At 62.3% G+C, this 25,144-nt stretch carries 20 protein-coding genes; 7 read left to right on the forward strand and 13 right to left on the reverse strand.

Features of this window, described 5'->3' with window-relative positions; translation table 11 throughout:
- Positions 1-346: 346 nt before the first annotated feature.
- Complete coding sequence (locus tag JCM7686_RS11590; protein ID WP_051201559.1) at positions 347-1,684, reverse strand: serine hydrolase domain-containing protein; 1,338 nt, start codon at positions 1,682-1,684, stop codon at positions 347-349.
- A gap of 429 nt (positions 1,685-2,113) precedes the next feature.
- Here JCM7686_RS11590 and JCM7686_RS11595 point away from each other — a divergent pair, with 429 nt between their 5' ends.
- Positions 2,114-4,078 carry an oleate hydratase gene (locus JCM7686_RS11595; RefSeq protein ID WP_020951013.1) on the forward strand — a complete coding sequence of 655 codons (1,965 nt, stop codon included), beginning with the start codon at positions 2,114-2,116 and terminating at the stop codon, positions 4,076-4,078.
- A gap of 267 nt (positions 4,079-4,345) precedes the next feature.
- Here JCM7686_RS11595 and JCM7686_RS11600 read toward each other — a convergent pair whose 3' ends face one another.
- The 4 genes from JCM7686_RS11600 to JCM7686_RS11615 all read right to left on the reverse strand — a co-directional run bounded on the left by JCM7686_RS11600 (position 4,346) and on the right by JCM7686_RS11615 (position 7,116).
- Positions 4,346-4,654, reverse strand: a complete 309-nt coding sequence (locus JCM7686_RS11600; protein ID WP_020951014.1) for an MFS transporter — start codon at positions 4,652-4,654, stop codon at positions 4,346-4,348.
- A 75-nt stretch (positions 4,655-4,729) separates the two neighbouring features.
- A complete protein-coding gene (locus JCM7686_RS11605) occupies positions 4,730-5,302 on the reverse strand; it encodes a hypothetical protein (RefSeq protein WP_020951015.1) in 573 nt (190 codons plus the stop codon).
- 94 nt (positions 5,303-5,396) lie between these two features.
- A complete protein-coding gene (locus tag JCM7686_RS11610; RefSeq protein ID WP_041527318.1) occupies positions 5,397-5,828 on the reverse strand; it encodes a hypothetical protein in 432 nt (143 codons plus the stop codon).
- A gap of 976 nt (positions 5,829-6,804) precedes the next feature.
- Positions 6,805-7,116 (reverse strand): ETC complex I subunit, encoded by a 312-nt coding sequence (locus JCM7686_RS11615; protein ID WP_020951016.1) that lies wholly within the window; start codon positions 7,114-7,116, stop codon positions 6,805-6,807.
- A gap of 183 nt (positions 7,117-7,299) precedes the next feature.
- On the opposite strand from JCM7686_RS11615, the gene JCM7686_RS11620 reads away from it, so the two are divergent.
- Positions 7,300-8,517 (forward strand): lipocalin family protein, encoded by a 1,218-nt coding sequence (locus JCM7686_RS11620; RefSeq protein WP_020951017.1) that lies wholly within the window; start codon positions 7,300-7,302, stop codon positions 8,515-8,517.
- 81 nt (positions 8,518-8,598) lie between these two features.
- On the forward strand, positions 8,599-10,785 hold the full coding sequence (uvrB, locus tag JCM7686_RS11625) for an excinuclease ABC subunit UvrB (protein WP_020951018.1): 2,187 nt from the start codon (positions 8,599-8,601) through the stop codon (positions 10,783-10,785).
- 60 nt (positions 10,786-10,845) lie between these two features.
- Here the strand turns inward: uvrB and parA are convergent, their stop codons facing one another.
- Both parA and JCM7686_RS11635 read right to left on the reverse strand, forming a co-directional pair.
- Positions 10,846-11,481 carry a ParA family partition ATPase gene (gene parA / locus JCM7686_RS11630; RefSeq protein WP_020951019.1) on the reverse strand — a complete coding sequence of 212 codons (636 nt, stop codon included), beginning with the start codon at positions 11,479-11,481 and terminating at the stop codon, positions 10,846-10,848.
- A gap of 101 nt (positions 11,482-11,582) precedes the next feature.
- Positions 11,583-11,900, reverse strand: a complete 318-nt coding sequence (locus tag JCM7686_RS11635) for an antibiotic biosynthesis monooxygenase family protein (RefSeq protein ID WP_020951020.1) — start codon at positions 11,898-11,900, stop codon at positions 11,583-11,585.
- Positions 11,901-12,069: 169 nt separating this feature from the next.
- Between JCM7686_RS11635 and JCM7686_RS11640 the strand changes: the two genes are divergently transcribed.
- The gene (locus tag JCM7686_RS11640; RefSeq protein WP_020951021.1) at positions 12,070-13,122 is read left to right on the forward strand and encodes a dipeptidase; all 1,053 of its coding nucleotides are present in this window, start codon (positions 12,070-12,072) and stop codon (positions 13,120-13,122) included.
- A gap of 369 nt (positions 13,123-13,491) precedes the next feature.
- On the opposite strand, the gene JCM7686_RS11645 is transcribed toward JCM7686_RS11640, so the two are convergent.
- Together JCM7686_RS11645 and JCM7686_RS11650 are read right to left on the reverse strand one after the other, a co-directional pair.
- The gene (locus JCM7686_RS11645) at positions 13,492-14,661 is read right to left on the reverse strand and encodes an MFS transporter (RefSeq protein ID WP_020951022.1); all 1,170 of its coding nucleotides are present in this window, start codon (positions 14,659-14,661) and stop codon (positions 13,492-13,494) included.
- A 79-nt stretch (positions 14,662-14,740) separates the two neighbouring features.
- The gene (locus JCM7686_RS11650) at positions 14,741-15,673 is read right to left on the reverse strand and encodes a LysR family transcriptional regulator (protein WP_020951023.1); all 933 of its coding nucleotides are present in this window, start codon (positions 15,671-15,673) and stop codon (positions 14,741-14,743) included.
- A 120-nt stretch (positions 15,674-15,793) separates the two neighbouring features.
- On the opposite strand from JCM7686_RS11650, the gene JCM7686_RS11655 reads away from it, so the two are divergent.
- Positions 15,794-16,735, forward strand: a complete 942-nt coding sequence (locus JCM7686_RS11655) for a ring-cleaving dioxygenase (protein WP_020951024.1) — start codon at positions 15,794-15,796, stop codon at positions 16,733-16,735.
- A 54-nt stretch (positions 16,736-16,789) separates the two neighbouring features.
- Here JCM7686_RS11655 and JCM7686_RS11660 read toward each other — a convergent pair whose 3' ends face one another.
- Together JCM7686_RS11660 and JCM7686_RS11665 are read right to left on the reverse strand one after the other, a co-directional pair.
- Entirely contained in the window at positions 16,790-18,346 is a 1,557-nt protein-coding gene (locus tag JCM7686_RS11660; RefSeq protein WP_020951025.1) for a VOC family protein, read from the reverse strand.
- A complete protein-coding gene (locus tag JCM7686_RS11665; protein WP_020951026.1) occupies positions 18,343-19,335 on the reverse strand; it encodes a glutathione S-transferase family protein in 993 nt (330 codons plus the stop codon). The genes JCM7686_RS11660 and JCM7686_RS11665 overlap by 4 nt, the downstream gene beginning before the upstream one ends.
- A gap of 187 nt (positions 19,336-19,522) precedes the next feature.
- Here JCM7686_RS11665 and JCM7686_RS11670 point away from each other — a divergent pair, with 187 nt between their 5' ends.
- Positions 19,523-19,999 carry a VOC family protein gene (locus tag JCM7686_RS11670; RefSeq protein WP_020951027.1) on the forward strand — a complete coding sequence of 159 codons (477 nt, stop codon included), beginning with the start codon at positions 19,523-19,525 and terminating at the stop codon, positions 19,997-19,999.
- A gap of 31 nt (positions 20,000-20,030) precedes the next feature.
- Here JCM7686_RS11670 and JCM7686_RS11675 read toward each other — a convergent pair whose 3' ends face one another.
- On the reverse strand, positions 20,031-21,101 hold the full coding sequence (locus tag JCM7686_RS11675; protein ID WP_020951028.1) for a magnesium transporter CorA family protein: 1,071 nt from the start codon (positions 21,099-21,101) through the stop codon (positions 20,031-20,033).
- A gap of 282 nt (positions 21,102-21,383) precedes the next feature.
- Between JCM7686_RS11675 and JCM7686_RS11680 the strand changes: the two genes are divergently transcribed.
- Entirely contained in the window at positions 21,384-23,048 is a 1,665-nt protein-coding gene (locus tag JCM7686_RS11680) for an acyl-CoA dehydrogenase family protein (RefSeq protein ID WP_020951029.1), read from the forward strand.
- A 24-nt stretch (positions 23,049-23,072) separates the two neighbouring features.
- Here JCM7686_RS11680 and JCM7686_RS11685 read toward each other — a convergent pair whose 3' ends face one another.
- Positions 23,073-24,875 carry a TPM domain-containing protein gene (locus JCM7686_RS11685; protein WP_020951030.1) on the reverse strand — a complete coding sequence of 601 codons (1,803 nt, stop codon included), beginning with the start codon at positions 24,873-24,875 and terminating at the stop codon, positions 23,073-23,075.
- Positions 24,876-25,144: the final 269 nt, after the last annotated feature.

Here is a 25,144-nt window from a genome sequence, read left to right on the forward strand (position 1 = left end):
ACAACGCTCGCCCACAATCCACAGTAATATATGAAATTTTGAAAAGCAAACTTGATTTTGATGCGGGCTGCGAGCCTGAAATTTCGGAAGAATCCGTAAGATTGACGGAGTAAAGACAAATTGCTCTGAAATCGGGCAGGCCTTCTTGCGCAGGTGATGCCGAGACCATCAATCCTGCCTTCGGCTTCCCAGTCTTGCGCCGTCAATAAGAGGATCGTGGCCGCGGCCTGCGCGATCACGTCCACGGAGTCGCGCGAATGGGTTTTGCTATCGCTCGGCTGCCCAGGATGGCATGACTGACGAGCTCTTTCTTTCCGTCGAGAAAGATAGAACTCGCATGATCATACTAATCGTGCTGGATCAAGTAGTTGGCCACCGCCATGTACGCGGGCAGAGATGTCGGATCGATCTCACCATTCGACGCGGTCGGGAATGAGGCGAAGCGCACGAGGACCATCCCGGCGACCGGATCGATATAGATCGTCTGCCCATGCACGCCACGCGCCGCGTAAGCGCCATGCGCGTTGTTGAAACTCCACCATTGGCTCTTATAGCTGCCGTTCGGGATCGTCGGGTAACCGCCGAACTTGCTCTGATCGCCACCCGCAGCAATCTTTTCGACCACCTCGCTGGGAAACAAGCGCCGGCCATTCAGCTCGCCCTTGTCGAGCATGAGCTGTCCAAGCCGCGCCAAATCTCGCAAGCCAAGGCTAAGCCCGCCGCCCGCGAAGGGCACCCCTTTGCCGTCCACAGTCTGATAGGCGTCCTGTTCGGCCCCCATCGGCTGCCAGAGACGCTCGGAGGCAAGTGCGGCGACAGACTTTTGCGAAACCCGGCTGATGATCCAGCCGAGCATGTCAGAGTTTACCGTTTTATAATGGAAGGCTTCGCCATGGCTGCCCTCGGGTTGAACCTGTGCGAGATATTCCCAATACCCGTCTGGGCCAAGGTAGCCTTCAGGCTTCGGGAGCGGACTGGCAGCGGCCGAATATGTCCAGATGTCTGCGTTCGGACTTGCATAATCCTCGGAGAACTTGATCCCTGTGGTCATATCCATGACCTGCCTGACGGTCGCGCTTCCGAAAGCGCCCGCTTTGACCTCTGGAATGATTTCGGCGACGTGCACCCTATCGTCCAGCTTCCCCTCGGCGACGAGGATCTCGGCCAGAAGTCCGGTAACCGATTTGGTCATCGACATGGCCGCATGCTGCCCGGTCTCATCAAGGCATCCGAAATAGCGTTCGTAGACGACTTTGCCTTTGTGCAGGATCAAAATACCGTCCGTATAATTGGCGTAGAGCGACGCCTCCCAGCTCATTTCGGCTCCGCCGCCCAGAGGTGTGAAGGTCAGAGAATCGATCTCGTTGCGCAGATCCGCGAAAGTTGCCGGTTCGGGATATGAGAGCGGGATTGGCGCACCGAGGCCTCGGCTGATCTGCTTTGTCGGCAGGAATTCTCGCAGATGGCAAACCGACCACCGCAGCTTTGGAAAGCTGAAGTAAACCGAGTCGGGTTGCGTTATGATCTTGTCTGGCGCGGGCGGAAAGCCCTGCATCCAACCCATGACACGCGGGTCGGAAGCCTGCGCCGAGAGCGGGGTTGTGTCAGCCAAAGCGGGACCTCCGATCAATGCCAGAAGCAAGCTTGCGGTCAGAAACTTTGCGCGAACCGATGGTGTCGCCAAGCTGGATCCTTCCCAACGGGTGAAGCACAGGTCATCACCCTGACTGTGGGCGAAATGGACCCGATGCGTCAATGGCGGCAATCGAGGCGAGACCACCCGCCGACAAGGCCGATCTTGCCCGCGAGGTTCTGCGCTGCGGTTGACCGAAGCCAGAAGCGCCTGTGTCCGCGTGGCGAGGCTAAAGCGGCGGGCAGTGCGGCGGGTCATCAGCTTTTATGGGGCGGCCCAGAAACAATCTCTCTCTGAACAGCTCCTACCGGATCGCCCGCCAGACTGCGCGCGTCCGGTCTATTCGCCCAAGGGTTGCGTGTCGGACAGAGTCGCTGCAAGCTTGCGGCAGAGCGGGGAATCCAATTGCGCCATCAAGCGTCCATCGCCCGACAGCCGTGACCTCTTCCGCGTCGAGATGCCTCAGACAGGAGACTGAACATGAGCCCCAAGACCTCCAAACCCTTCCACGTCGAGAACGACACGACCGCCGGATATTGGTCAAATCGACCAGAAAATACCCTGCCTGTGCCCGATATGATGGGCGCTTATATGCGCAACCACCCCTATCCCGGCAACCAGGTCGAGGGTCGCAAGGCCTGGATCATTGGCAGCGGTATCGCCGGGCTGGCAGCGGCGTTCTACCTGATCCGTGATGGCGGGATGAAAGGGCAAGACATCACCATTCTGGATGCGCTGGATGTCACGGGCGGCTCGCTCGACGGGGCTGGCAATCCCGAGGATGGCTATATCATCCGCGGCGGCCGCGAGATGAACTTTAATTACGACAACCTTTGGGACATGTTCCAGGACGTGCAGGCGCTGGAGCTGCCCGAGGGCTACAGCGTGCTCGACGAGTATCGCCAACTGAACGATGCCGATCCCAACTGGTCAAAGTCTCGGCTGATGCACAATCAGGGCGAGATTCGCGATTTCTCAACCTTCGGCCTGACCAAGCCGCAGCAATGGGAGCTGATCCGCCTGCTCTTGAAGCGCAAAGAGGATCTCGATGATCTGACCATCGAGGATTATTTCAGCCCCGGCTTCCTGCAGTCGAACTTTTGGTTCCTGTGGCGCTCGATGTTCGCCTTTGAGAACTGGCAGAGCTTGCTGGAGATGAAGCTTTATACCCACCGCTTTCTCGATTCCATCGACGGGTTTGCGGATATGTCCTGCCTCGTTTTCCCGAAGTATAATCAGCATGATACCTTCGTTAAGCCGCTGGTCGACCACCTAAAGAAGCTCGGCGTTCAGGTCCAGTTCGCGACCCGTGTCTCTGATTTGGAAATGACCGAAGACGCAGGCAAGCGCAGTGTGACGGGCATTCTGGCCAGCGTGAACGGTCAGGAACACCGCATCCCAGTCGATGAAAAGGATGTGGTCTTTGCGCTGACCGGCTCGATGACCGAGGGCACCGCCTATGGCGATATGGATCATGCCCCCGTGATGGAGCGCGGGCGCTCGGATCCGGGACCAGACAGTGATTGGGCTTTGTGGCAAAACCTCGCCGCGAAATCGCCGATCTTTGGCAATCCCAAGAAGTTCTATGGCGATATCGACAAGTCGATGTGGGAATCCGGCACGCTGACGTGCAAGCCCTCGCCCCTGACTGACCGGCTGACAGAGCTGTCGGTCAACGACCCCTATTCCGGCAAGACCGTGACCGGCGGCATCATTACCTTCACCGACTCGAATTGGGTGATGAGCGTGACCTGTAACCGCCAGCCGCATTTCCTCGGCCAGCCCAAGGATGTTCTGGTGCTCTGGGTCTATGCGCTGCTGATGGACAAGGATGGCAACAAGGTCAAAAAGCCCATGCCCGCCTGCACCGGGCGCGAGATTTTGGCCGAGCTGTGCCATCATTTGGGCATTCCCGACGATCAATTCGAGGCCGTCGCCGCGAAGACCAAGGTACGGTTGGCGTTGATGCCCTATATTACCTCGATGTTCATGCCGCGTGCCAAAGGTGACCGTCCCCATGTCGTGCCCGAGGGCTGCACGAACCTCGCGCTGATGGGCCAGTTCGTCGAGACGGCGAATGATATCGTCTTCACCATGGATAGCTCGATCCGCACGGCGCGCATTGGCGTCTATACGCTGTTGGGGCTGCGCAAGCAGGTGCCCGATATCAGCCCGGTGCAATATGATATCCGCACCTTGATCAAGGCCGCCCGCACGGTGAACAACAACCAGCCCTTCCCGGGTGAACGCCTGCTGCATCGTCTCTTGGGAAAGACCTACTATGCCCATATCCTGCCGCCGCTGCCCGATCGCACCCAAACCACCCGCGACGCTGCCGAGACCGAACTGAAGGCGTTTCTCGGTACTGGCGGCACTGCTCTGGCGGCCGTGGGCGGTTGGCTGCAAAGGGTTCGCGAGGACCTCAAAGAGAGGACCCGCAAGTGAAACGACGGCACAGATATTAGCGTTCTCCCACCCGCCCTGCATCTGTTGTCGGGAGACAGTTTGACCGCAGGCGGCGTCGCTGTAGATAGGCGCTGCCCCTCTCCCCGTCTATTTGGGCATCATCGCTGACCGGATTGGGGCCAGTCCTTCGATCTGTTGATGATCGGCGGCACCGCGCGCCATGCCGGTCAATCCACCGATGACGGGCGGCAGCACCGGCTCAGGCCGGGAGGCAACCGAGCGCAGGTCTTAGTCACATTGCTCCTCTCACGAGCCCGACCACGCCGCGGCGGCCCAGATGATCAGGGCCAGCGCGCTGAATGCCGCGCCGAGCGCCGAGACGCCCGCCCAGCCCGCATGGGCAAAGGCGGTCGTCGCTCCGATGGCGCCGATCGCGCTGCCAAGCGAATAGAACGCCATGTAGCCGCCGACCAGACGACTGCGCGCTTGGGGGTGGCGCTCGAAAATGATGCTTTGATTGGTGACGTGAACCGCTTGCACCGCCAGATCAAGCAGCACGACGCCGATCAGCAGCGCGGGCATGATCTGCTGTTCCGTGAAACGGCTCTTTCTCATTCGAATCTTCTCAGCTGCCGGCTCACGAGAAAACTCTGCTTATGCAGCCCCTTAACCTTGGGGAGGATTACCCTTTTATGACCCGTAACGCACTGTTATAATAAAAAACTCTGCTGCGAACGGCGAGCAACAAAACTCATTTGCAAGGCTCTCGATGATGCTCTGAAACTGATCGTTGAATTTCGCCGCATTCACGTCGATAGACAGTAGTTTCAAGAAATCCTTAAGCTCCGCGTCGCTGACGCCAAGCTCTTCATGCTTTTTGACCGTCCCATCTTTTGATGCAGTTGTGAGAAAATTGGTCTTTAGGAAGTCGATATCGAACGGGATATCTAACTTATCCTGCCCCGACGAAAAATGACCGCTGAGCTGGTACTGGATCGCTGGCCGGCCAGCCGTGAGGCCCTCTTTATAATGCGCAAGCATGAACATGATGGCGGGCTTGATAACCGAATGATTATATTCGGACTTCTCATAATATTTGCACTGGACGGCAGTCGTTTCGGTAGCGGTGCGGACGTCGATATCCTCAATGCATTCGATTGCCACCGAGTCATTTCCATCGGATAGCCCCAGGATGCTGAGGATTGAGCGATCGAATTGATAGAAATAGCCAGCAATTGTTGAAACTGCGCTCCGATCAACCACCACTACCCCCTACGGTGATCTGCCACGCGGGCAGCGCGTCCACATTCGTTTGTCATCGGAACCCCATTTTCCAGTTCTCCAGTTTCTACAATGGTCAGGCGTTCGCGCGGGCCGGCCAAGCAAGGGCTGCCTGCAGCACAGCGTGGGCTTCCTTTATAAGCGTCACGTCACGCTCCCACTGGCCATCCGGCCCACCGCGGAACTTCTCTCCATGCAGGTAGCTATTGCGCACTCGGCAAACGCCTTGGATAATTAGCTCGTGCACGTTCGTTAAGGGCGTGGGTATTCTAGGCGCCCATACAAGGTCGTTCATCAGCCGACGCGGCGGCTCGCCAATCAGCGTCTTAGCGATGCTGTTATCGACGACTGCAGCGAAGAACTCTGGCCCGAGATCGCGGGCGAACGCATCCCAATCGGCCTCAGCAGTCTCCCTGTTTCCCCGTATCAAGCCGGATCGCTTCAAAGCGTATTCTGCATTGCCGAACTCGTTCGCGAAGGCCTGTGCGGCGTCGTGGGGGTTTTGCACCGAATTCCTCCAATCCTGATCCGTCACCCAACTAAAAGTTGTGTGACGTTATACGCTTTAACGACATTCTGGGTGACTTCCTTGGGGCGCACAGCCGTCGGCGTGCCGAATTGTGTGCGAATGCACCTGATTGATGTAAAGGGAGCTGTCACCCGTTCTCGATCTGAAGAGATTGATTTGGCGGGGGATAGGGCGGCAACTTGGATTTCTCACCGGAACGAAAGGCAGTGGTTCTGACGAAGATGCTGCCGCCGAACAACATGCCGCTTGGGCAACTCGCAAGGGATTAAGGTATTTCCTACGCTAGGCTGGAAAAATGGTGGGCGGATAGCGTGGGCGAAGGTGAAGCGCTGCCTGATGCCCATTTTACACCGGAAGGCTGAACTTTCTCGGGCAAGGCTGCCTGCGGTGATCGCGATCGCATAGGCACCGCCAACGCCACTCGCCTTTAGATTCCCCGCCTGCTGGACCTGAGCCATTCAGGTTTCGCTGCGCTAGGGACGAATGTCCGCTAACCCGAATTGCCGCGGCTGCCATGCCACGCCGCCGTCAGGCGGCTCTCCACCCTTCACGACGATCACCCGTCTAGCAGAGCGGCTATGGCTCTTCCCAGAAAACCTGATCATCATGCCGTTATCTCAGCCCCACGCGCAGCAATCTCCGTCATTGCCATGCGATCAGAGCCGAGTGTGATCCATCCAGACGCGCGACTGCAGATCAATCGGGCATCCGGGACACGCCGGGTCAGGATGACGCTTGAGAAAAGTCATCCGCATGAAACCGCCGTTATGGGTACCGAGATCACCGAGCGGCATGATCGAAGTCACTAGATGCTTGGTCCGCGTCGCGCCTCAAAAAGAAAAACGCTGGGATCGTTTCCCGATCCCAGCGAATTCAACTACTTGCAAAAACTATGCCCCGAAATCGGACAAAACGACCCCGATTGGGGACTAACTTTCGCCCGATTTACACAGGCTCAATGCGTCCAGGGAGCGCGGCGGTCGGGGGCGAAGTTTTCGCCGTAGCCGCGGGCGCGGATGTTGGGCTGGCGCGGTTGCGGCTCGATCACCTCGTAATCGAGGCCCTTTTCGCGGGCATATTCCTCGGCCTGCTTCAGCGTGTCGAAACGCAGGCGGACTTGGCTTTGGGTGTCGTCAGAGCTGGTCCAACCCATCAGCGGATCGATCTCGCGCGCATCGGCCTGCGGAAAGACCAGCACCCAGCCTTTGGTCTTGGCCATGCCCGATTGCATCGCATTGCGGGCGGGCTGGTAGATACGGACGCGCATGGCGAAAACCTCTGTTCTTGCTCGCCCCGTGTTATCCACCATGCGCCCTTGCGGATCAAGCCCAGATCAAGATCGCAATCTCAGCAATCGCAACGTTTTTTGCATGTCGTAGGACCATCAGCGGGACTTGCCATGCCCCAAGCCGCAAGCGAAGCTGGAGAGAGTTTCTGAGGAGGTTGAGCCATGGTCAGGCTGAAATGTCTCGCGATTGCTGCGCTCTTTGCCCTGCCCGGCTCGCTCGCAAGCGCGGAACGCTATCAATACAGCAACAGCATTTACGAGCTGCCGAAAGGCTGGGGCGTCTATCGCGCGACCGAAGCCTATCAACTGCTCGGCAGGTCCGGGGCAACCTCTTGCGAGCAATGCGATTTCCTGATCGCGCGCTCGGCCCCGGCAAAGGGCGAGCTCACCGATTTTCTCGCGCAGAACGCCCCCCATCTGCTCGACCCCGGCAAGGACGAGACCCTGACCCTGCTCGAACCGCCAAAGCTGATCAAGGACGGGGGCTGGACCTATGCCTTTGCCATGGCGCGCGTGAGCGATGACGATTTCCTTTTTCTCCTCGCGACCAAGGCCGGGGACCGCTACGAGATGATCGCGCTGCGCGCACCTTCGGGAAATCAGGCCACGGTGAAGGAAGCGGCCGAGATCTTCCAGAGCACGGGGCTCGGGCTTGCCTCGTCGATGCGCTACGTCTCGGAGGGGGCGGTGCCGCTGATGCCGCCAGCCACGCCCGGAAGACTGGATGGCCTTTGGTCGGGCACCAGCATGAATTCGGTTCTGGGGCTCGACGGGATGCTTCGGATGGAGGCCTCGACCCGTCACTTGGTCTTTTGGGGGAACGGCTATTTCTATGATGGCACGCCCCCGGATGGGCTGGCCCTGCCCGCCCCCGCCACTTTGCGCGAGCCGATCGACACGCGGATTGGCACCTATCGCATCAGCGGCGATAAGCTCGATCTGACCTTTGCCGATGGCACGACAGGCCAGCTGACCCTGAACCAGAACACGATGGCCGACGGGTCTCGGACGCTTTACCCGATGAAGCTTCTGCCGGATGGCTCGACCATCAGCGGCTCGATTTCCGACTTCTACTTCATGGGCTTCACGCCCGGCACCATTGGCGGCGGCGTGTCGAGCTCGTCCTTTTTCGCCTATAAGAAGGACGGCACCTATTCGGGCTCCAGCTCGGGCGGGGCGAGCGCCACCTTCACTAATGGCTCGGGTGATACGACCGGAGGCTTTGCCTCTGGCAGCCAGGCCAAGCGCGGCGGCACCTATGAGATCCGCGACGGGTTGTTGATCTCGCATCCCGCGGATGGCTCGGCCGCGATAAAAGCGCTGATCTACAAGAACGGCGATTCCATCTACATCGGCGACAGCGCCCTTTCCACGGACTGAGTTACGGCAGGGACCTGTCAGCTTGCCCTTGCATCGCGCGGCAAAAAGACCAGATTGGAAGCCAAGAACAAAGGTGCAACGATGGGTCACAACAACACCAACGCTCCGGTCTCCCGCTTTGCCGAGGTCACGCGTCCAAAGCTCGAAGGCGGGCGGCGTCTGGTCATGCAAAGCCAGTTCCAGCCGGCGGGCGACCAGCCGACCGCGATTGCCGAACTCAGCGGCGGGCTCAATCAGGGCGAGCGCGATCAGGTGCTGCTGGGCGCCACCGGCACCGGCAAGACCTATACGATGGCCAAGGTGATCGAGGAGACCCAGCGCCCCGCGATCATTCTGGCGCCGAACAAGACGCTTGCGGCCCAGCTTTACGGCGAGTTCAAGGGCTTCTTCCCCGACAATGCCGTCGAATATTTCGTCAGCTATTACGACTATTACCAGCCCGAGGCCTATGTCGCTCGGTCCGACACCTATATCGAGAAGGAATCCCAGATCAACGAGGCGATCGACCGGATGCGCCACTCGGCGACGCGGGCGCTTCTGGAACGCGACGATGTCATCATCGTGGCCTCGGTGTCGTGCATCTACGGCATCGGCTCGGTCGAGACCTATTCGGCGATGACGCAGGATATGGTCGTGGGCCAGATGTATGACCAGCGCGAATTCCTCGGAGAGCTGGTCGCCCAGCAATATCGCCGCCTCGATGCCTCGTTCCAGCGCGGCGGCTTTCGGGTGCGCGGCGATGTCGTCGAGGTCTGGCCCGCCCACCTCGATGATCGCGCCTGGCGCTTTGATTTCTTCGGCAATGAGCTCGAAAGCATCACCGAATTCGATCCGCTGACCGGCACCAAAACCGACAGTTTCAAGCAGATCCGGATTTACGCCAACAGCCACTATGTCACGCCGCGCCCGACGCTGCAGCAAGCCATCAAGGGGATCCGGGCCGAGCTGAATGAAAGGCTCAAGCAGTTTCAGGCCGAGGGCAAACTGCTTGAAGCGCAGCGGCTGGAACAGCGCACGAATTTCGATCTCGAGATGCTTGAGGCGACCGGCGTCTGCAATGGCATCGAAAACTATTCGCGCTATCTGACCGGCCGCGCGCCGGGCGAGCCGCCGCCGACGCTTTTTGAATTCATTCCCGACAATGCCATTGTTTTCGCGGATGAATCTCACGTCTCGGTGCCCCAGATCGGCGGCATGTATCGCGGCGACTTCCGGCGCAAATTCACCTTGGCCGAACACGGCTTCCGCCTGCCGTCCTGCATGGACAACCGCCCGCTGAAATTCGAGGAATGGGACGCAATGCGCCCGCAATCGGTCTTCGTCAGCGCGACCCCGGCAGGTTGGGAGATGGACCAGACCGGCGGCGTCTTCACCGAACAGATCATCCGCCCGACCGGCCTGCTCGATCCGCCGGTCGAGATCCGGCCCGTCGACATGCAGGTCGATGATCTGCTGGACGAGGTGCGCAAAGTCTCAGCCGCCGGAATGCGGACGCTGGTCACGGTGCTGACCAAGCGCATGGCCGAGGATCTGACCGAATATATGCATGAGCAGGGCATTCGCATCCGCTACATGCACTCCGATATCGACACGATCGAGCGGATCGAAATCCTGCGCGACCTGCGTCTGGGTGCCTTCGACGTTCTGGTCGGCATCAACCTTCTGCGCGAGGGGCTCGACATTCCCGAATGCGGTCTGGTCGCCATTCTCGACGCCGATAAAGAAGGCTTCCTGCGCTCGGAAACCTCACTGATCCAGACGATTGGTCGCGCCGCGCGCAACGCCGATGGCCGGGTGATCATGTATGCCGACCGCGTCACCGGCAGTATGGAGCGCGCGCTCGCGGAAACCAACCGCCGCCGCGAGCGGCAGATGGCCTATAACGTCGAGCACGAGATCACGCCCCAAACCGTGCGCAAGAACGTCGAGGATGTGCTGGCCGGGCTGTGGCAGGGCGATACCGATGAATCGCGGGTCACGGCGCGGATCGACAAGCCGTTGGTGGGCTCGAACCTTTCGGCCCATCTCGATGCCCTGCGCGTCCAGATGCGCAAAGCCGCCGAGAACCTCGAATTCGAAGAGGCCGCGCGTCTGCGCGACGAGGTCAAACGTCTTGAGGCGGTCGAGCTGGCCGTCGCCGACGATCCGCTTGCGCGGCAGTCGGTGATCGAGGATGCGGCGGAAAAGGCGGCGAAATCCTCGGGCCGCTCGACGGCGGGCCGGGCCGGGCAGCGCGGCGGCAACAAACGCTCGCGGCGGCACAGCTAAGATCAAGGTACTCCGCGGAACCGATAGATTTCGCGGAGCCTTTGGGTCAGGACCTTCAGATCAATCCCAATGCGACAGGATCTCGGTGGTCAGTGCGGCGACTTCCGCGCGCGCCGTCGCATTGCGGCCGCTCTCGCCCGCGCCAAGGCCCTGCCCCAAAGTTTCGGCATAGGCGACGCGGTTCGCGATCTGGGTCGCGGCGATGCCCGCGCCAAGCGCACCGGCTTTTTCGGCGATCTCGGCGGTCAGCCGGGTGTTCGGGCGGGTGCGATTAAGCACGATCAGCGCCTCGGACTTTTCGCGTCGCGCCAGATCGAGAACGCCCTCGGTCGCCCAAAGATCGACATGGCTGGTCGCGACCGGCACCAGCACAAGATCGGCGACGCGCAGCGCCGGGCGCAGATCGCTGTCGATCTTGGGCGGCGTGTCGATGATGACGAAATCGAAGCGTTTCTTCAGCTTCTCGGATTCGTAGCTCGCCCCCCAAGCCGAGGAGGTCGAGAACTCCAGCCCGTCCTGCTCGCCGATGCGGTCGAGCCGTTCGAGAAACCAGCGCCCGAGGCTGCCCTGCGGATCGGTGTCGATCAGCGCGACGCTATGGCCGCGCCTCAGAAGATCCGCCGCGAGATTGACGGCAAGCGTGGTCTTGCCGGACCCGCCCTTTTGCTGCGCCACGGTAATGATACGTCCCGCCATCCTGCCTCCGCCATCAAGCCCGAGCGCCTCGGCCCGAGCGCGAGTCTAGAGGCCCCCTGTCGGCGATGCACGTCTTTTTCGCAGGTGCAGCATTGAAAGCATCAATAGGTCGAGATCACCTCATACATGACCGGCTCGAAGCTGCGGCACATGCCGTTGATCTGACGATTGCGCTCGCGCATTTCGGGGGTGCGCAACATCGCCTGATAATCGCCGCGCGCCTGCCATTGCGAATAGCTGGCGATCCGGGTCTGGGCGTCGTTCAGATGAAGCGCGCCGGAAATATAGCCCGGCTGGCGGCTGATGACGCCGTCATAGGCGGCTTGCAGGGCTTCCAGAACGTCATGCGCGGTGCCCGGCGTCACATCGAAGGTGCAGATGACAGTCTGGCCGCTGAAGCCGGTGGTGATCTCGGTCATGGCTCGCTCTCCTTGGCTGGCTCTTCTTGGCTGGCCCCCTGATCTTACGTCCGTTTTGCCCGCCCACAAAGCGCCTTGATCGCGCGGCAGAGCACATCCCCCGCACACCATTGCGAGTGCCGGGCATTCGGCGCATGTTCCCGCCAATCCACCTTAAAGGAGCAGGACCATGATCCCGGTTTTCGACGGGCATAACGATTTTCTCCAGCGCATGGTCGAAGCAGGCCCGGCGCGCGACGCGCTGTGGCTCTCGGGCGATGGCACCGGCCATCTCGACCTGCCGCGCGCCCGCGCAGGCGGTTTTGCTGGCGGCTTTTTCGCGATCTGGACCCCTTCGCCCGAGGAAGGCCCGAATGACGATATCGCGGTCCAGCTGATGGAGAACCCACCCTTCGCCATGGATCTGCCGGCCGAAGTGCCCGCCGCCCACGCCCTGCCCCATGCTTTGGCGCAGGCCGCCAATCTGCTGGCGATGGAGCGCAGCGGCACGGTCGAGATCTGCCACAGCGCCGCTGCCATCCGCCGCGCCATCGCCGAAGGTCGCATTGCCGCGATCATGCATATCGAAGGCGCCGAGCCGGTTGCCGATCTCGATATGCTTCATGTCTGGCACCGGCTTGGCCTGCGCTCGATCGGACCGGTCTGGTCGCGCCCGACGCGCTATGGCCATGGCGTGCCCTTCGCCTTCCCCTCTTCGCCCGATACCGGAGACGGGCTGACCGAAGCGGGCAAGGGGCTGGTGCGCGAGTGCAATCAGCTGAAAATCATGCTCGATCTGTCGCATCTGAACGAAAAGGGCTTCAACGACGTCGCGCGGCTCTCTGATGCGCCCTTGGTCGCGAGCCATTCCTGCGCCCATGCGATCTCGCCCAGCTCGCGCAATCTGACCGATCGTCAGCTCAAGGTCATGGCCGAAAGCAAGGGGCTGGTCGGGCTGAACTATGCGACCGGCTTCCTGCGGCCGGACGGCAAACGCCTGACCTTCGCGGGCTTCGAGATCATGCTAAGCCATCTCGACCACCTGCTCGCGATCCTGGGCGAAGACGGGGTCGCGCTTGGCTCTGACTTCGACGGGGCGCTGATGCCGCAGGATCTGGCCGATGTCGGGGCGCAGCAAAATCTCGTCGATGCTATGCTGCAGCATGGCTATGGGCAGGAGCTGACAGAGAAGATCGCGTGGAAGAACTGGGTCGGTCTGCTTGAGCGGACCTGGGGCGCCTGAGGCAGAATGTGAGAGCGGCGACGCGGCAGAATTATTAACCGGTCACCTGCTAAAGATTGGCTTGCATTGGCGCCGCTCTCTCCGCAGCAGTAATCACATTGTCCAAGGCAATTAAATGAAATCATTTCAAAAGTTGTCATTTTTTTTGATGTGCAACTTTCGCGAGACAGCCGACTGTCACAAAAGGCCACCCACCGGTCGGTTTAGTTTAAAAAATCAACGTTTCCTTATAGATGAGTAACAATTCTCTAGCAGAATCTCAGCCCTTGGTCGGAAATATCCGCTGATTGTTCTAGCCGAATATTCTCCCGTTATACGGGAAATCGGCAAGAATGCTAAAATGCTTAACATTGCTGCCGACCCGAAACATCAGCCCTGTTCGGTCTCCCGGGGCGACAGAAGCAGGAAGATCGAACTGACCAGAATCAGTCCGCCAGCGATCGCGGGAATCGGTGCGAAGCCGCTTTGGCGGAAAACGAAGGACATCAGATAGGGGCCAAGGAAGACTGCCAGATAGGTCACGGTGCTGTGCAGCCCCATCACCGCGCCGCCTGCTGCAGGTGCAGCACGATTAAGCAAGACGATGATCGCGTTCAGGCCGAACTGGTTCAGAAAGCCCCAGACCCCGACCGACAGCGCCATTACCAGCCCATGTCCAAGGCTGAAGCTCATCGCGACATAGTTCAGCGCGATGCAGAGCAAGAGCACGATCATCGCGCGCCGCGCGCGCACCGATCCCAGCTTGCCGATGAGCGCACCACTGAGGCCAAAGCCGATGCCATAATACATGACGTAAAGCCCGGCGGTCGCAGCGCCTCCGCCGAAGGCCGCGCGGATACCCTCGCCGAAATAGGAAAAGCTGCCGTAAAAGGCGGTCATGAAGAGCAGGCAGACAAAGAGGATGCGCTTGACGCCGGGCAGGCGCAAAGCCTGAAGCGGGTTGAGGCGCGGCCCTGCCTCGAGGCCCTCTGCCGCAGGTCTTGCGAGCGCGGGCATCCGCAGCGCAAAGCCCAAAGCCACGGCCAAGGACAGCGCCGCCAAAAGGCCGTAGATCGCGCGCCAGCCGAAATGGGCGGTGATAAAGGCCGACAGCGGCACCGCCGCGACCAGAGACACCGCCCAGCCGGTGAGCACTTTGCCAAGCTGCGCGGTCTCTTGCCCCGGCGCCGCCGTGCGGGTCGCGGTCGAATAGGTCGCGGGCAGCATGACCCCGACCGCAAGCCCCGCCAGAAGCTGCGAGGCGGCAAGCACCTGCCAGCTCTGGCTGGCCGCGCCGATGATCTGCGCGACGGCCACGAGCAGCGCGCCAAGGCTCAGGACCCGGCGCGGCCCCCAGCGATCAACCATGCCGGCAAAGCTGAAGGCGGAAAAGGCGGTGGCGACCCCGAAGGCCGAGATTGCGCGGGCGACGCGCGTCGGATCGGTGTCGAGATCGCGGGCGACATCGCCGAGGATCGGGCTGAGCACGAAGGCATTGGCCCCAACAAGGATGACCCCCGCGACGAGAAGCAGAAGGGAAAGGCGGCTGAGATTTTGCATGATGGGATTTTCAAAGGCAGTCTTTTGCCTCGGATGAACGCCCAAAATCCGCGATTTGCAAGAGCCCGCTTGCGCGGCGTCAGTCCTCGCGCTCGGGGCACAGCGCCCAAGGCGGGCCGTCATGCAAAGCGGCGGCGATGAAGTCGATGAAGGCGCGCAGCTTGGCGGGCATCGGCTCGACCGGCGGCCAGACGAGCGAAATCGGCACGCGCCGCGGCGCATAGCCGGGCAGGATGCGTACCAGCCGCCCCTTGGCGATCTCAGGCGAGACGATGAAGCCCGGCAGCATCCCAAGCCCAAGCCCGGCAATGACGAAATCGCGGATCGCCTCGCCATTGTTCATCGAGAGCCGGCTTTTCACCGGCGCCGAGACCGCGCGGCCATTGCAGTGAAACTCCCAAAGCCGGGTGTCCGAGCGGTGGCTGTAGCTGATCACCGGATGCTGGCTGAGTTCCTGCAGATCGCGCGGTGCGCCATGGGTGGCGATGTAATCGGGGCTCGCGCAGGGGATCTGCTGATCCTCGCATAGCTTGCGCGCCTTAAGCGCGGTATCGCGCAGCTCGCCCACGCGCAGCGCGACATCGAAGCCCTCGCTCAGCAGATCGCGGGCGCGGTCGTCGTAATCGAGCCGGATTTCCAGCTCGGGATGGAGCGCCGCGAATTCGGCGATCAGCGGGCTCAGATAGATCGTGCCAAAGCTCATCGGCGCGGAAATCGTCAGCCGACCCCGCAGGACGCTGACCCCGTCCATGCCCCAGGCGGCGCTTTCCGCCGCAGCCGAAAGCTCGGTCAGCGCGGGCCGCAGCCGTTCGGCCAGACGCAACGCCGCCTCGGTCGGGGTGATGCGCCCGGCATTGCGGCGAAACAAGGCCGCGCCGAGCGTGGTCTCGAAATCCGAAATGCGTTTGCTGACCACCGATTTCGAGAGGTTGAGCCGGTCCGAGGCGGCGGTGACGGTGCCAAGCTCCATCACCGTCAGGAAGGTTTCCATCTCATCAAGGGAATAGCGCATGGCGCCATCATAGCGCGGGCGCAGCCGTTCGCAATTCCCGAACGCCGGTTTTGATCGCATCGCCGTGGCGGCAGCGCGCGGAAGGGCCATATCAACACCAACAAGATGCAGGAGAACGCCATGCAACTCACCGGAATTCACCACCTCACCGCGATCACCGCCGATGCCCGCGCCAACAAGCGCTTTTATACCGAGACGCTCGGGCTGCGGCTGGTCAAGAAAACCGTCAACCAGGACGACACCAGCGCCTATCACCTCTTTTACGCCGATGGGCTGGCCACACCGGGCACCGATCTGACCTTCTTTGACTGGCCGGTCGCCCGCGAGCGGCGTGGCACCCGTTCGATCAGCCGCACCGGGCTGCGCGTGGACGAAAACAGCTTTGATTTCTGGGCGGATCGTCTGCGCACAGCCGGGCTCACGACCGAAGGGCCGGTCACGCTGGATGCCCGCGCCAGCCTCGATTTCGAGGACCCCGAGGGCCAGCGCTTCCGCCTGATCGCCGATCAACCCGGCCCCGCCCATCCCTGGGAGAAAAGCCCGGTTGACGCCGCGCATCAGATCCGTGGTCTCGGCCCGATCACCATCTCGGTGCCGGAACTTGCGCCGACCGATCTCGTGCTTCGGGAGGTCCTGAACATGCATGCGGCCCGTGATTACTCCAGCCCCGACGGCGAGGGTCGGGTCCATGTCTATGAGATGGGCGAGGCCGGTCCCGCAGCCGAGCTGCACGTCGCGGTCCAGCCCGGCCTGCCGGTGGCGCGTCAGGGCGCGGGCGCGGTCCATCACGTCGCTTTCCGCACCCCGGATGTCGCGGCGATCCATGACTGGGCCCGCCGTTTGACGGAACTGGGCATCCCCTCTTCGGGCGAGGTCGAGCGCTATTACTTCCGCTCGCTCTACTTCCGCGAGCCGGGTGGCAACCTCTTCGAGATCGCGACCGACGGTCCCGGTTTTGCGGTGGACGAGCCCTTGGCCACGCTTGGCGAAAGCCTGTCGCTGCCGCCCTTCCTTGAATCGCGGCGCGCGACGATCGAGGCCAAGCTGAAGCCGCTCGATTAAGCGACTGCCAACCGATCACGAAAAGGCCCGGTCAATCGCCGGGCCTTTTCTTTATCAGCTGAAGACCAGCGGCGCTTCGACTTCAGGTGGGTGCCGCTCAAGCCAGTCTCGCGCATGCTGCTCGTCCAGCGCGCCAAGGCCGTGACCGGTCGCGAGGTTTTCCGCCTCAAGCGCCGCGCCCGAGGCGGTCAGCCAATCGGCAAGCCGGGGCGCACCCTCGCTGAAAGCATCCTCGGTTCCGGTCAGCATCAGCACCTCGGCTCCCGCCAAAGAAACCTCGGGCAGATCGTCGAGCGGCGCGATGCTGCGCATCAGGATCGCGCGCCGGATCAAGCCGGGATGCAGCGCCATGACCGCATTGGCGAAATTCGCGCCATTCGAATAGCCAAGCACGGTGAGCTGGCTCAGATCGATCCCATAAGACCGGGCCGCCCCCTCCAGAAAAGCTGCGAAAGCCTCGGCCTCGGCGCGGATATCGTCCTGATCGTAGCCGCCCGTATCAAGGCGGCGGAACCAGCGCGGATGGCCCTCTTCGACCGAGCGCCCGCGCAGACCCAAAAGCGTCGCATGGGGCGCGATGCGATGGGCCATCGCCAGAAGATCGGTCTCATTGCCACCGCTGCCGTGCAACAAAAGCAGGACCGAGCCATCCGGTGCCTCGGGCTCGTAGAACCGGTGCACGAATGGCAGATCACGCGCAGGCCGGCGCGGCGCGCCCGGTCGGGCGAATTGCGGCATGAGGACGCGCAGATCGGCCTCACGCTTCCAGCTGTCGGGCGGCAGGAACAGGGTCTCGCCCAGATGCTCGGCCGCTTCGTCCACGGTGAAACCCGGCCCATCGGTCGCATATTCGATCAGCGTGCCGCCGGGCTCGCGCACATAGAGCGAGAGGAAATATTTGCGATCATGGACCGGGGTGACGGTCGGGTGGTTCTTGAAGGAGAGCCGCATCTGCCGCACCGCCTCGACATCCGGGGCGCGGAAGGCGACGTGATCGAAAATCCCGGTGCCGGGGATCGAGGGAAAGTAGCCCTTCACATTGCGGATATCGAGCACATCGCTGTCCGAGACCAGACGCCGGGTATTGCCCTCGCTGTTTTGCGGCGCATAGCCAAAGCGCGCGGCGAATTCCGCGGTTTCCTCGGGGGTTTCGGTCAGGATCGTCACCGCCCGCACCCGCGTCGGCGCGATCGGATCGGGCAGAGGCGCCGCGGCAGGCAGATCGACGCCCACCAGCTTGACGATCACCCCATCGGGGTCGTGAAGACGCAGCACGGTCTCGCCGAATTCATGGCTCGGGCCTTCGACCGGGACATGGGCGCTCATCGCGCGGGTGAGCCAGGTGCCGATGCTGTCGGCGGGCACGGCCAGCGCGATCTCGCCGACCTGACCATGGCCAGTCCGCCCGGGCGCGCCGTCCTCCCAGACCAGAAAGGTCACGAGAGAGCCCGGGCTGCCCAGCTGGTCGCCATAGAAGAGATGCAATTGCTCGGCATCTTCATAACCGCCGGTCTGCTTGACCAGCCGCAGGCCCAAAAAGCCCGCATAGAAATCGACATTGGCCTGAACCTTGCGGGTGATCAGGGTCACATGATGGATGCCGGTGGTCATTGTGCTTTGCCTAGCTGTTCGCGGTTCGGGGCGGCGTTCCAGTCAAGGACCGGGCCGGTCGGCACGATGCCGCTGGGATTGATCGTCGGGTGGCTGCGGTAATAATGGTGGGTGATATGGCCGAAATCCACGGTCTCGGCGATGCCCGGCCATTGGTAAAGCGCGCGCGCCCATGCCCAGAGATTGGGATAATCGCGGATTTGATAGCGGTTGCATTTGAAATGGGTGTGATAGACCGCATCATAGCGCAGGATCGTGGTGAAGAGGCGCCAATCGGCCTCGCTCACCTGGTCTCCCGCCAGATAGAGCTTGCGCGACAGGATGTTCTCGATCCAGTCGAGGCTGTCGTAAAGCGGCGCGATCGCCTCGTCATAGGCGGTCTGGCTGGTCGCGAAACCGGCCTTGTAGACGCCATTGTTCACGGTCTCGTAGATGCGGGCATTCAGCGCGTCGATCTCGGGGCGCAGGGCTCTGGGATAGAAATCCGCGCGATTGCCAGTCAGCCCGTCGAAGGCCGAATTGAACATGCGGATGATCTCGGCGGATTCGTTTGAGACAATGGTCTCGCGTGCCTTGTCCCACAGGACCGGCACCGTGACCCGGCCCGAGGCGCGGGGATCGGCGCGCAGATAGAGGTCGCGCAGATAGGGCAGTCCGTAAAGCCCGTCTCCGGTCGCGCCGGGAAAGCCGGTGGCAAAGCTCCAGCCGTTTTCCAGCATGATCGGATCGACTACCGAGACCGAGATATGCGGCGCCAGCCCCTTGAGCGCGCGAAAGATCAGCGTGCGATGAGCCCAGGGACAGGCGAGGCTGACATAGAGATGATAGCGCCCGCTTTCGGCGGCAAAGCCGCCCTGCCCGCTTGGCCCGGCGCTGCCATCGGGCGTGACCCAGTTGCGCCAAGCCGTGACCGAGCGCTCGAACCGGCCGCCGCTCGCCTTGGTGTCATACCATTTGTCCTGCCATTGGCCGTCGACAAGAAGCCCCATCTTTCCTCTCCTCTGGCCGGAATGGCTCTCGCCCAATCTAGTCGGCCTTTCCGACCGGTCCAAGGCTGCGGCGACAAATGCGGCGTTCGCACGCGGCGAACAGCGCCCATGACGAAAGGCTCGAACTGGTCTATCCTGATGCCTGCGCGCCGCTACGTGACGCGGCCCGCTTCGAAAGGAGTGCAGCATGGCCAAGAACACCATCTGCTTGTGGTTTGACAAAGAGGCCGAAGCGGCCGCCCGCTTCTATGCCCAGACCTTCCCCGACAGCGCGGTCTCGGCCGTCCACCGCGCGCCCACCGATTTTCCCGGAGGCAAGGCCGGCGATGTGCTGACGGTTGAATTCACCGTCCTGGGCCTGGCCTGCCTTGGGCTGAACGGCGGGCCGATCTTCCCGCCATCCGAGGCCTTTTCCTTCCAGATCGCCACCGAGGATCAGGCCGAGACCGATCGTTATTGGGATGCGATCGTCGGCAATGGCGGACAGGAAAGCGCCTGTGGTTGGTGCAAGGATCGCTGGGGGCTCTCGTGGCAGATCACTCCGCGCGCGCTGACCGAGGGCATGGCAGCAGGCGGCGAAGAGGCCAAACGCGTCTTCACCGCCATGATGTCCATGCGCAAGATCGACATCGCGACCATCGAGGCCGCCCGTCGCGGCGGCTGATGATCGCCTGCGTGATGGGCGCGGGGCCTGATTACAGCCAGCCCCGCCGCTTGAAGTAGAGATAGGGCATCGCCGCCGACAGGATCATCAGGCAGATCGCCAGCGGATAGCCGAAGGAGAGCTTCAGCTCGGGCATGATCTCGAAGTTCATGCCATAGATCGAGGCAACCAGCGTCGGCGGCAGGAAGACCACGGCGGCGACCGAGAAGATCTTGATGATCTGGTTCTGCTCGAGGTTGATCAGCCCCAAAGTCGCATCGAGCAGGAAGTTGATCTTGCCCGACAGGAAATTCGCGTGCTCGCCCAACGAGGCTGCATCGCGCTGGATCAGCTTGATGCGCTGCTTGTTTTCCTTGTTGCCGCGCTCATTGCTGGTGGGGGCCGCGTGATAGGCGATCAGCCGCGAGATCGAGACAAGGCTTTCGCGCGTCGCCGTCAGCAAATCACCGCGCCGCCCGATCTGCTCGATCAGCGATTGCAGGTCGCGGGTCTTTTTCGTGACATTCGAGGTCTTCGAGCGGAAGACCTCACGCGAAACCCCATCGACATCATTGCCCACACGCTCGAGCACATCGGCCATGCGGTCGATAAAGGCCTCGAGCAGCCCGAGCATCACGCTTTCGCCCTGCTGACAGGCGAAGCTGCCGGGCTTTTGCGCCCGTGCCAGAAAAGCCGCGAAGGGTTTGGGCTCGGCATGGCGCACGGTGACCAGAAGCGGGCCCTTCAGGATGAAGGTCACCGGCAGCTTGATCGGATCCTCGCCGTCAAGCGCGGTCAGCGTGGTCGCGGTCATGAACTCGGCGCCGTCTTCGTTGTAAAGCCGGGCGGACAGTTCGATTTCGTCCATCTCGGCGCGGGTCGGGATCTCGATCCCGGTCATCTTGCGCACCAGCTCGCCCTCTTCGGGCGTCGGGTCCAGCAGATCGACCCAGACGATCCGGCCCGGATCGACCGCACCACCCGAGGTGAAAGGCTTGCCACGCACCGAAACCGGGGCGGGCGCGGGCGGCACAGCGGGATCGTCCTCAACCTCTGTCGAGTCGGTCCGGGACAGGGTGACCGAGGCAAGCCGGTTGGCGTGCCAGACATAGCTGTGCAGCATCTTTCTTCTCCTTTGGCAAACGCATCGCCGCCAAAGCGGAAAACTCAGGCGATGATCCGGTCTTTGTGCTGTGACGTCGAACTTCGACAGTCGGGGTTCATCTCTGGTTTCCTTGGTTCGCGTGACAGACGGGTGACGCGCCGCTGTCTTGCCCATTCTGCCGAAAGTTTCGGGCTGTCAAGCGCAATTGGATCAACATCCCGGGGCCGATTGCAGAGTGGGAAAATCCGCGCTTCCGTGGCATGATACCCGTAATCCACCACCCCTTTGCGGGAGGACATGATGCAGGAAGCGCCCGCCCGTCCCGAGCCTCAGGCAGAGGGCTACGCCACCCATGAGGTGACGAATCAACCCGGTGATCTGATCGGCTATAATGCCTATGCGCAGGACCCCGCGCTCTGTGCCGCGATGCGCGCCTTTGGCGGCGATTGGGCCGAGGACCGGCTGCGAGATTTGGGCGAAACCGTGGGCTCTGCGCGCATGGTCGCGCTTGCGCGCGAGGCCAATCGCCAGACGCCCGAGCTGCTCAGCCATGACCGGTTCGGCAATCGCATCGACCAGATTGCCTTCCATCCGGCCTGGCACGAGTTGATGGCAATCGCGCGGGGCTCGGGCGCGCATAGCCTCGCCTGGAGCGCGGATCGTCCGGGCGCGCAGGTCGCGCGGGCGGGGCTCTCCTATCTGCTCAATCAGGGCGAAAATGGGGTCTGCTGCCCGATCACCATGACCTTCGCCTCCCGCGCCGCCTTGAGCCAGGCCCCCGCCCTTTGGGCAGAGCTCGGCCCCGGCATTCTCAGCGAGGATTACGACCCGAGCCCCCGCCCCGCCGCCCAAAAGACCGCCCTCAGTGTCGCCATGGCAATGACCGAGAAACAGGGCGGCTCGGATCTGCGCCAGATCACGACCCAAGCGCGTCCGGGCGGCGGCGACCTTTGGCTGTTGACCGGGCATAAATGGTTCTTTTCGGTGCCGCAGTCCGATCTTGTCCTGACGCTGGCGCAGGCGCCCAAGGGCGTGACCTGCTTTCTCGCGCGCGGCTGGCTGGCTGACGGCAGACGCAATCACTTCCTTCTTCAGCAGCTCAAGGACAAATGCGGCAATCGCTCGAATGCCTCGGCCGAGGTCGAGTTTCGCGATCTTGAGGCCGAGATGGTCGGCGAGGAGGGCCGCGGCATTGCCACGATCCTTGGCATGGCCCATCTCACGCGGCTCGATTGCGCGATCAGCTCGGGCGCGATCATGCGGCAGGCTTTGCGGCAGGCGATCCATCACGCGAGCCACCGGCAGGCCTTCCAGCGCAGGCTGATCGACCAGCCGCTGATGGCCAATGTCCTGACCGATCTGGCGCTCGATGCCGAGGCGTTTCTGTGGTCGGGCCTGCGCATGGCTCAGACGCAAGACGGCGGTGAGGCCGAGCATCTTCTGGGCCGTCTGGTCATCCCGATGGGCAAATATCTCGCCTGCAAACGCGCGAGTGCTTTCGTCGCCGAGGCGCTCGAATGCCATGGCGGCAACGGCTATGTCGAAACCCATCTCATGGCTCGGCTCTATCGCGAGGCGCCGCTGAACGGGGTCTGGGAGGGTTCGGGCAATGTCATCTGTCTGGATGTGCTGCGCTCGATCGCGCAGCGGCCTGAAAGCCTGACGCTCTGGCGCGACGAGGTCGCTCTGGCACGCGGCCAATCGCGGGTCTTTGACGCCGCGCTTGAAGATTTGACTGCGCGGCTGCGCGACGCTCAAGGCATTGAAAGCCGCGCCCGCCAACTGGTCGAACACATGGCGCGGCTCTTTCAGGCGAGCCTATTGCTGCGCCATGCGCCAAATGACATGGCCGATCTCTTTTGCCGCGCCCGGTTGGGCGGCGAGGCCGGGCAGGATTACGGCACCCTGCCCGATCTGACCCACAGCCGCGCAATCCTTGCGCGGGCAGCTGTGGGCGAGATCTGAGCAGAGCCGCCGCAGAACCCGCGCTTACGGCAAAGGCGTCAGATCGTCATAGCTCAGAAGCGCCAGAACCGGGCGGTCCTCGTCATTGCGGATGATGCGCGCGACGATTTCGTAATCGTGGCCCGCGCGGAAGGCGACGGGCATCAGCTCGCGCACCTGACGCGCGACATAGACCACCAGATCATTGCCGTCCGAGGCGCGCAGAAGCATCGGCTGACCATAGGCCGAAGCCTCGTCGAGCCGCACGCCCGCAAGCCCCGCCGCTGCAGCGGGCCCGATGAGCTGGCCGCGCAGGCGCACGATCTTGCCCAGAAGCGCGTCCTTGGCCGGATCATAGGCCTCGCTTTTGGCCGCACGCTGCGCGGTTGCGGTCGCGCGCAGATCCATCAGCGCCTCGAAGCTTTGCGCCCGGATCGTCCAATCGGCATCGGCAAAGGAGGGTTTGCGCATGATGGCATGGGTCGCCTCGGTCAGCCCCATCGCCACCATCGGCTGTTTGGGATCGTCACCCTTGCTGATCGACTTGGTAAAGGCAGCCGCACGTTTGCCGAACTCATCCGCGCCGCTCGCCGCATCCGGCAGGCTGGTCAGCCCCGGCCCCAAAGCCGCGCCCCATTCGCCGCGCCCCGGCGCGATCACCAAAACCGCGCCATTGCCGAGCTCGAGCTGGCCAACCCGGCGCTCGCGCAGGATCTTTTGGGCATAGGCCTCGGCCGAGAGCCCGCCCAGATCGTTGCGCACCACCGTCAACACCTCGACCCCCGGCTTCTGGGCATAGGAAACCGCATCGCGTTCAAGCGAGGCCACTTCCTTTTCATTGATCAGCGCCGCCGGATCCTCGACGAAACGGTCGAATTTCAAGGGGATCGCCGCCGCGCGGCCAAGCTCGGCAGAGACTTCGCTGGCTTCTTCCGAGGGGGGCGGCGCGTGACCGCTCTGGCTGTGGCTGGCGATCTCGGCCTGAAGCGCGGCCAGCACCGGCTGGCGGGCGTTCTGCAACGGATTGGGCAGCGGATGCTCTTCCCCACCCGGCTGGGGCGCAGAATCGGGCGAGCAAGCCTTGACCTCGACACAGGCCGCAAGCCAGCCCGAGGCCAGCGCGGCAAGGCGCTCTGCCCGGCCCGGCACGGCGCCCGTCTGCTGTTCGGGCCACAGCGCGGCGGCGGTCTCGGAGACCGTCTTGAAATCCGCCCCAAGCCGCCCAAGCATCGCGCCCGCAAACTTATCCGCCGCCAGCGTCTGCGGCCCCCGGCTGCTTTCCGACAGCAGCGAATGGCCGCTCAGATGATGGCCGATGCCTTGCGAGAGCAGCAAGAGCGAGCTCCAATCTCCGCGCTCGATCGCGCCCGGCAGGCCCGACAGAAAGGCCGGATTGACCGCAAGCACCCGCTGCGCACCGCCATTTGGCAAAGCCACGATCACCGCGCGAACATCGCGCACCGGCGCTTCGGCCACGACGAAATCCTGCGGCAGACCGGCTTTCTTCATCAGCTGATCGAAAACCGGCTGGACCTCTTTGCCCAATGGCTTCTGCAAGGCCTCGGCACTCAGCGAAAGCGGCTCATCCTCATCCGAAAGCAGCGGCAAAGCGGCGGGCTGGGGGCGGTGCGGTCCCTTGGGCAAGGTCTCGGGCAGATGGGGCTGCTGGACGGCGGGAACCAGGGTCTCGGGAGCCGCCATGGGAGCCGCCGCAGGAACCTCTGTCACGGCTTGGGCGGAGACATATCCCGCAAGGGACAGGACGGCCACGATTGCAGCGACCGAAGTGGCCACCGTCGCGGTCACCAAGCTGGTCGTGCCGGCGACCCCGGCTTTGAATTTCGGCATGAGTAGTCTTTCTGTCGGTTCGCCCTGCTCTGGCGAAATTTTCTTGAATTTCTGCACGCTTGACCGGCAAGTTCAAACGCTTTCTGTCCCTTTTTGATGCCATTTTCGCGAGCAGGCCCCGACCGTTCCGGATGTCTCAACCTGCGGTCGCGCGAGCGCCCGTCCCTTCCCCCTTTCGCCACCGGCAGCCGCACCGATGAACACCCTTCGGGAAATATTTCTGACTTCGCGTCAGACAAGGACTCGCGCCCCTGTTTTTTGCATTCAGG

This window comes from Paracoccus aminophilus JCM 7686 (assembly GCF_000444995.1).
Classification (GTDB): Bacteria; Pseudomonadota; Alphaproteobacteria; order Rhodobacterales; family Rhodobacteraceae; genus Paracoccus; species Paracoccus aminophilus.

Coding starts and splice junctions, on each gene's coding strand:
- JCM7686_RS11595 (WP_020951013.1), top strand. CDS start 2,114: ATGAGCCCCAAGACCTCCAAACCCTTCCACGTCGAGAACGACACGACC.
- JCM7686_RS11600 (WP_020951014.1), bottom strand. CDS start 4,654: ATGAGAAAGAGCCGTTTCACGGAACAGCAGATCATGCCCGCGCTGCTG.
- JCM7686_RS11615 (WP_020951016.1), bottom strand. CDS start 7,116: ATGCGCGTCCGTATCTACCAGCCCGCCCGCAATGCGATGCAATCGGGC.
- JCM7686_RS11620 (WP_020951017.1), top strand. CDS start 7,300: ATGGTCAGGCTGAAATGTCTCGCGATTGCTGCGCTCTTTGCCCTGCCC.
- uvrB (WP_020951018.1), top strand. CDS start 8,599: ATGGGTCACAACAACACCAACGCTCCGGTCTCCCGCTTTGCCGAGGTC.
- parA (WP_020951019.1), bottom strand. CDS start 11,481: ATGGCGGGACGTATCATTACCGTGGCGCAGCAAAAGGGCGGGTCCGGC.
- JCM7686_RS11635 (WP_020951020.1), bottom strand. CDS start 11,900: ATGACCGAGATCACCACCGGCTTCAGCGGCCAGACTGTCATCTGCACC.
- JCM7686_RS11640 (WP_020951021.1), top strand. CDS start 12,070: ATGATCCCGGTTTTCGACGGGCATAACGATTTTCTCCAGCGCATGGTC.
- JCM7686_RS11645 (WP_020951022.1), bottom strand. CDS start 14,661: ATGCAAAATCTCAGCCGCCTTTCCCTTCTGCTTCTCGTCGCGGGGGTC.
- JCM7686_RS11650 (WP_020951023.1), bottom strand. CDS start 15,673: ATGCGCTATTCCCTTGATGAGATGGAAACCTTCCTGACGGTGATGGAG.
- JCM7686_RS11655 (WP_020951024.1), top strand. CDS start 15,794: ATGCAACTCACCGGAATTCACCACCTCACCGCGATCACCGCCGATGCC.
- JCM7686_RS11660 (WP_020951025.1), bottom strand. CDS start 18,346: ATGACCACCGGCATCCATCATGTGACCCTGATCACCCGCAAGGTTCAG.
- JCM7686_RS11665 (WP_020951026.1), bottom strand. CDS start 19,335: ATGGGGCTTCTTGTCGACGGCCAATGGCAGGACAAATGGTATGACACC.
- JCM7686_RS11670 (WP_020951027.1), top strand. CDS start 19,523: ATGGCCAAGAACACCATCTGCTTGTGGTTTGACAAAGAGGCCGAAGCG.
- JCM7686_RS11675 (WP_020951028.1), bottom strand. CDS start 21,101: ATGCTGCACAGCTATGTCTGGCACGCCAACCGGCTTGCCTCGGTCACC.
- JCM7686_RS11680 (WP_020951029.1), top strand. CDS start 21,384: ATGCAGGAAGCGCCCGCCCGTCCCGAGCCTCAGGCAGAGGGCTACGCC.
- JCM7686_RS11685 (WP_020951030.1), bottom strand. CDS start 24,875: ATGCCGAAATTCAAAGCCGGGGTCGCCGGCACGACCAGCTTGGTGACC.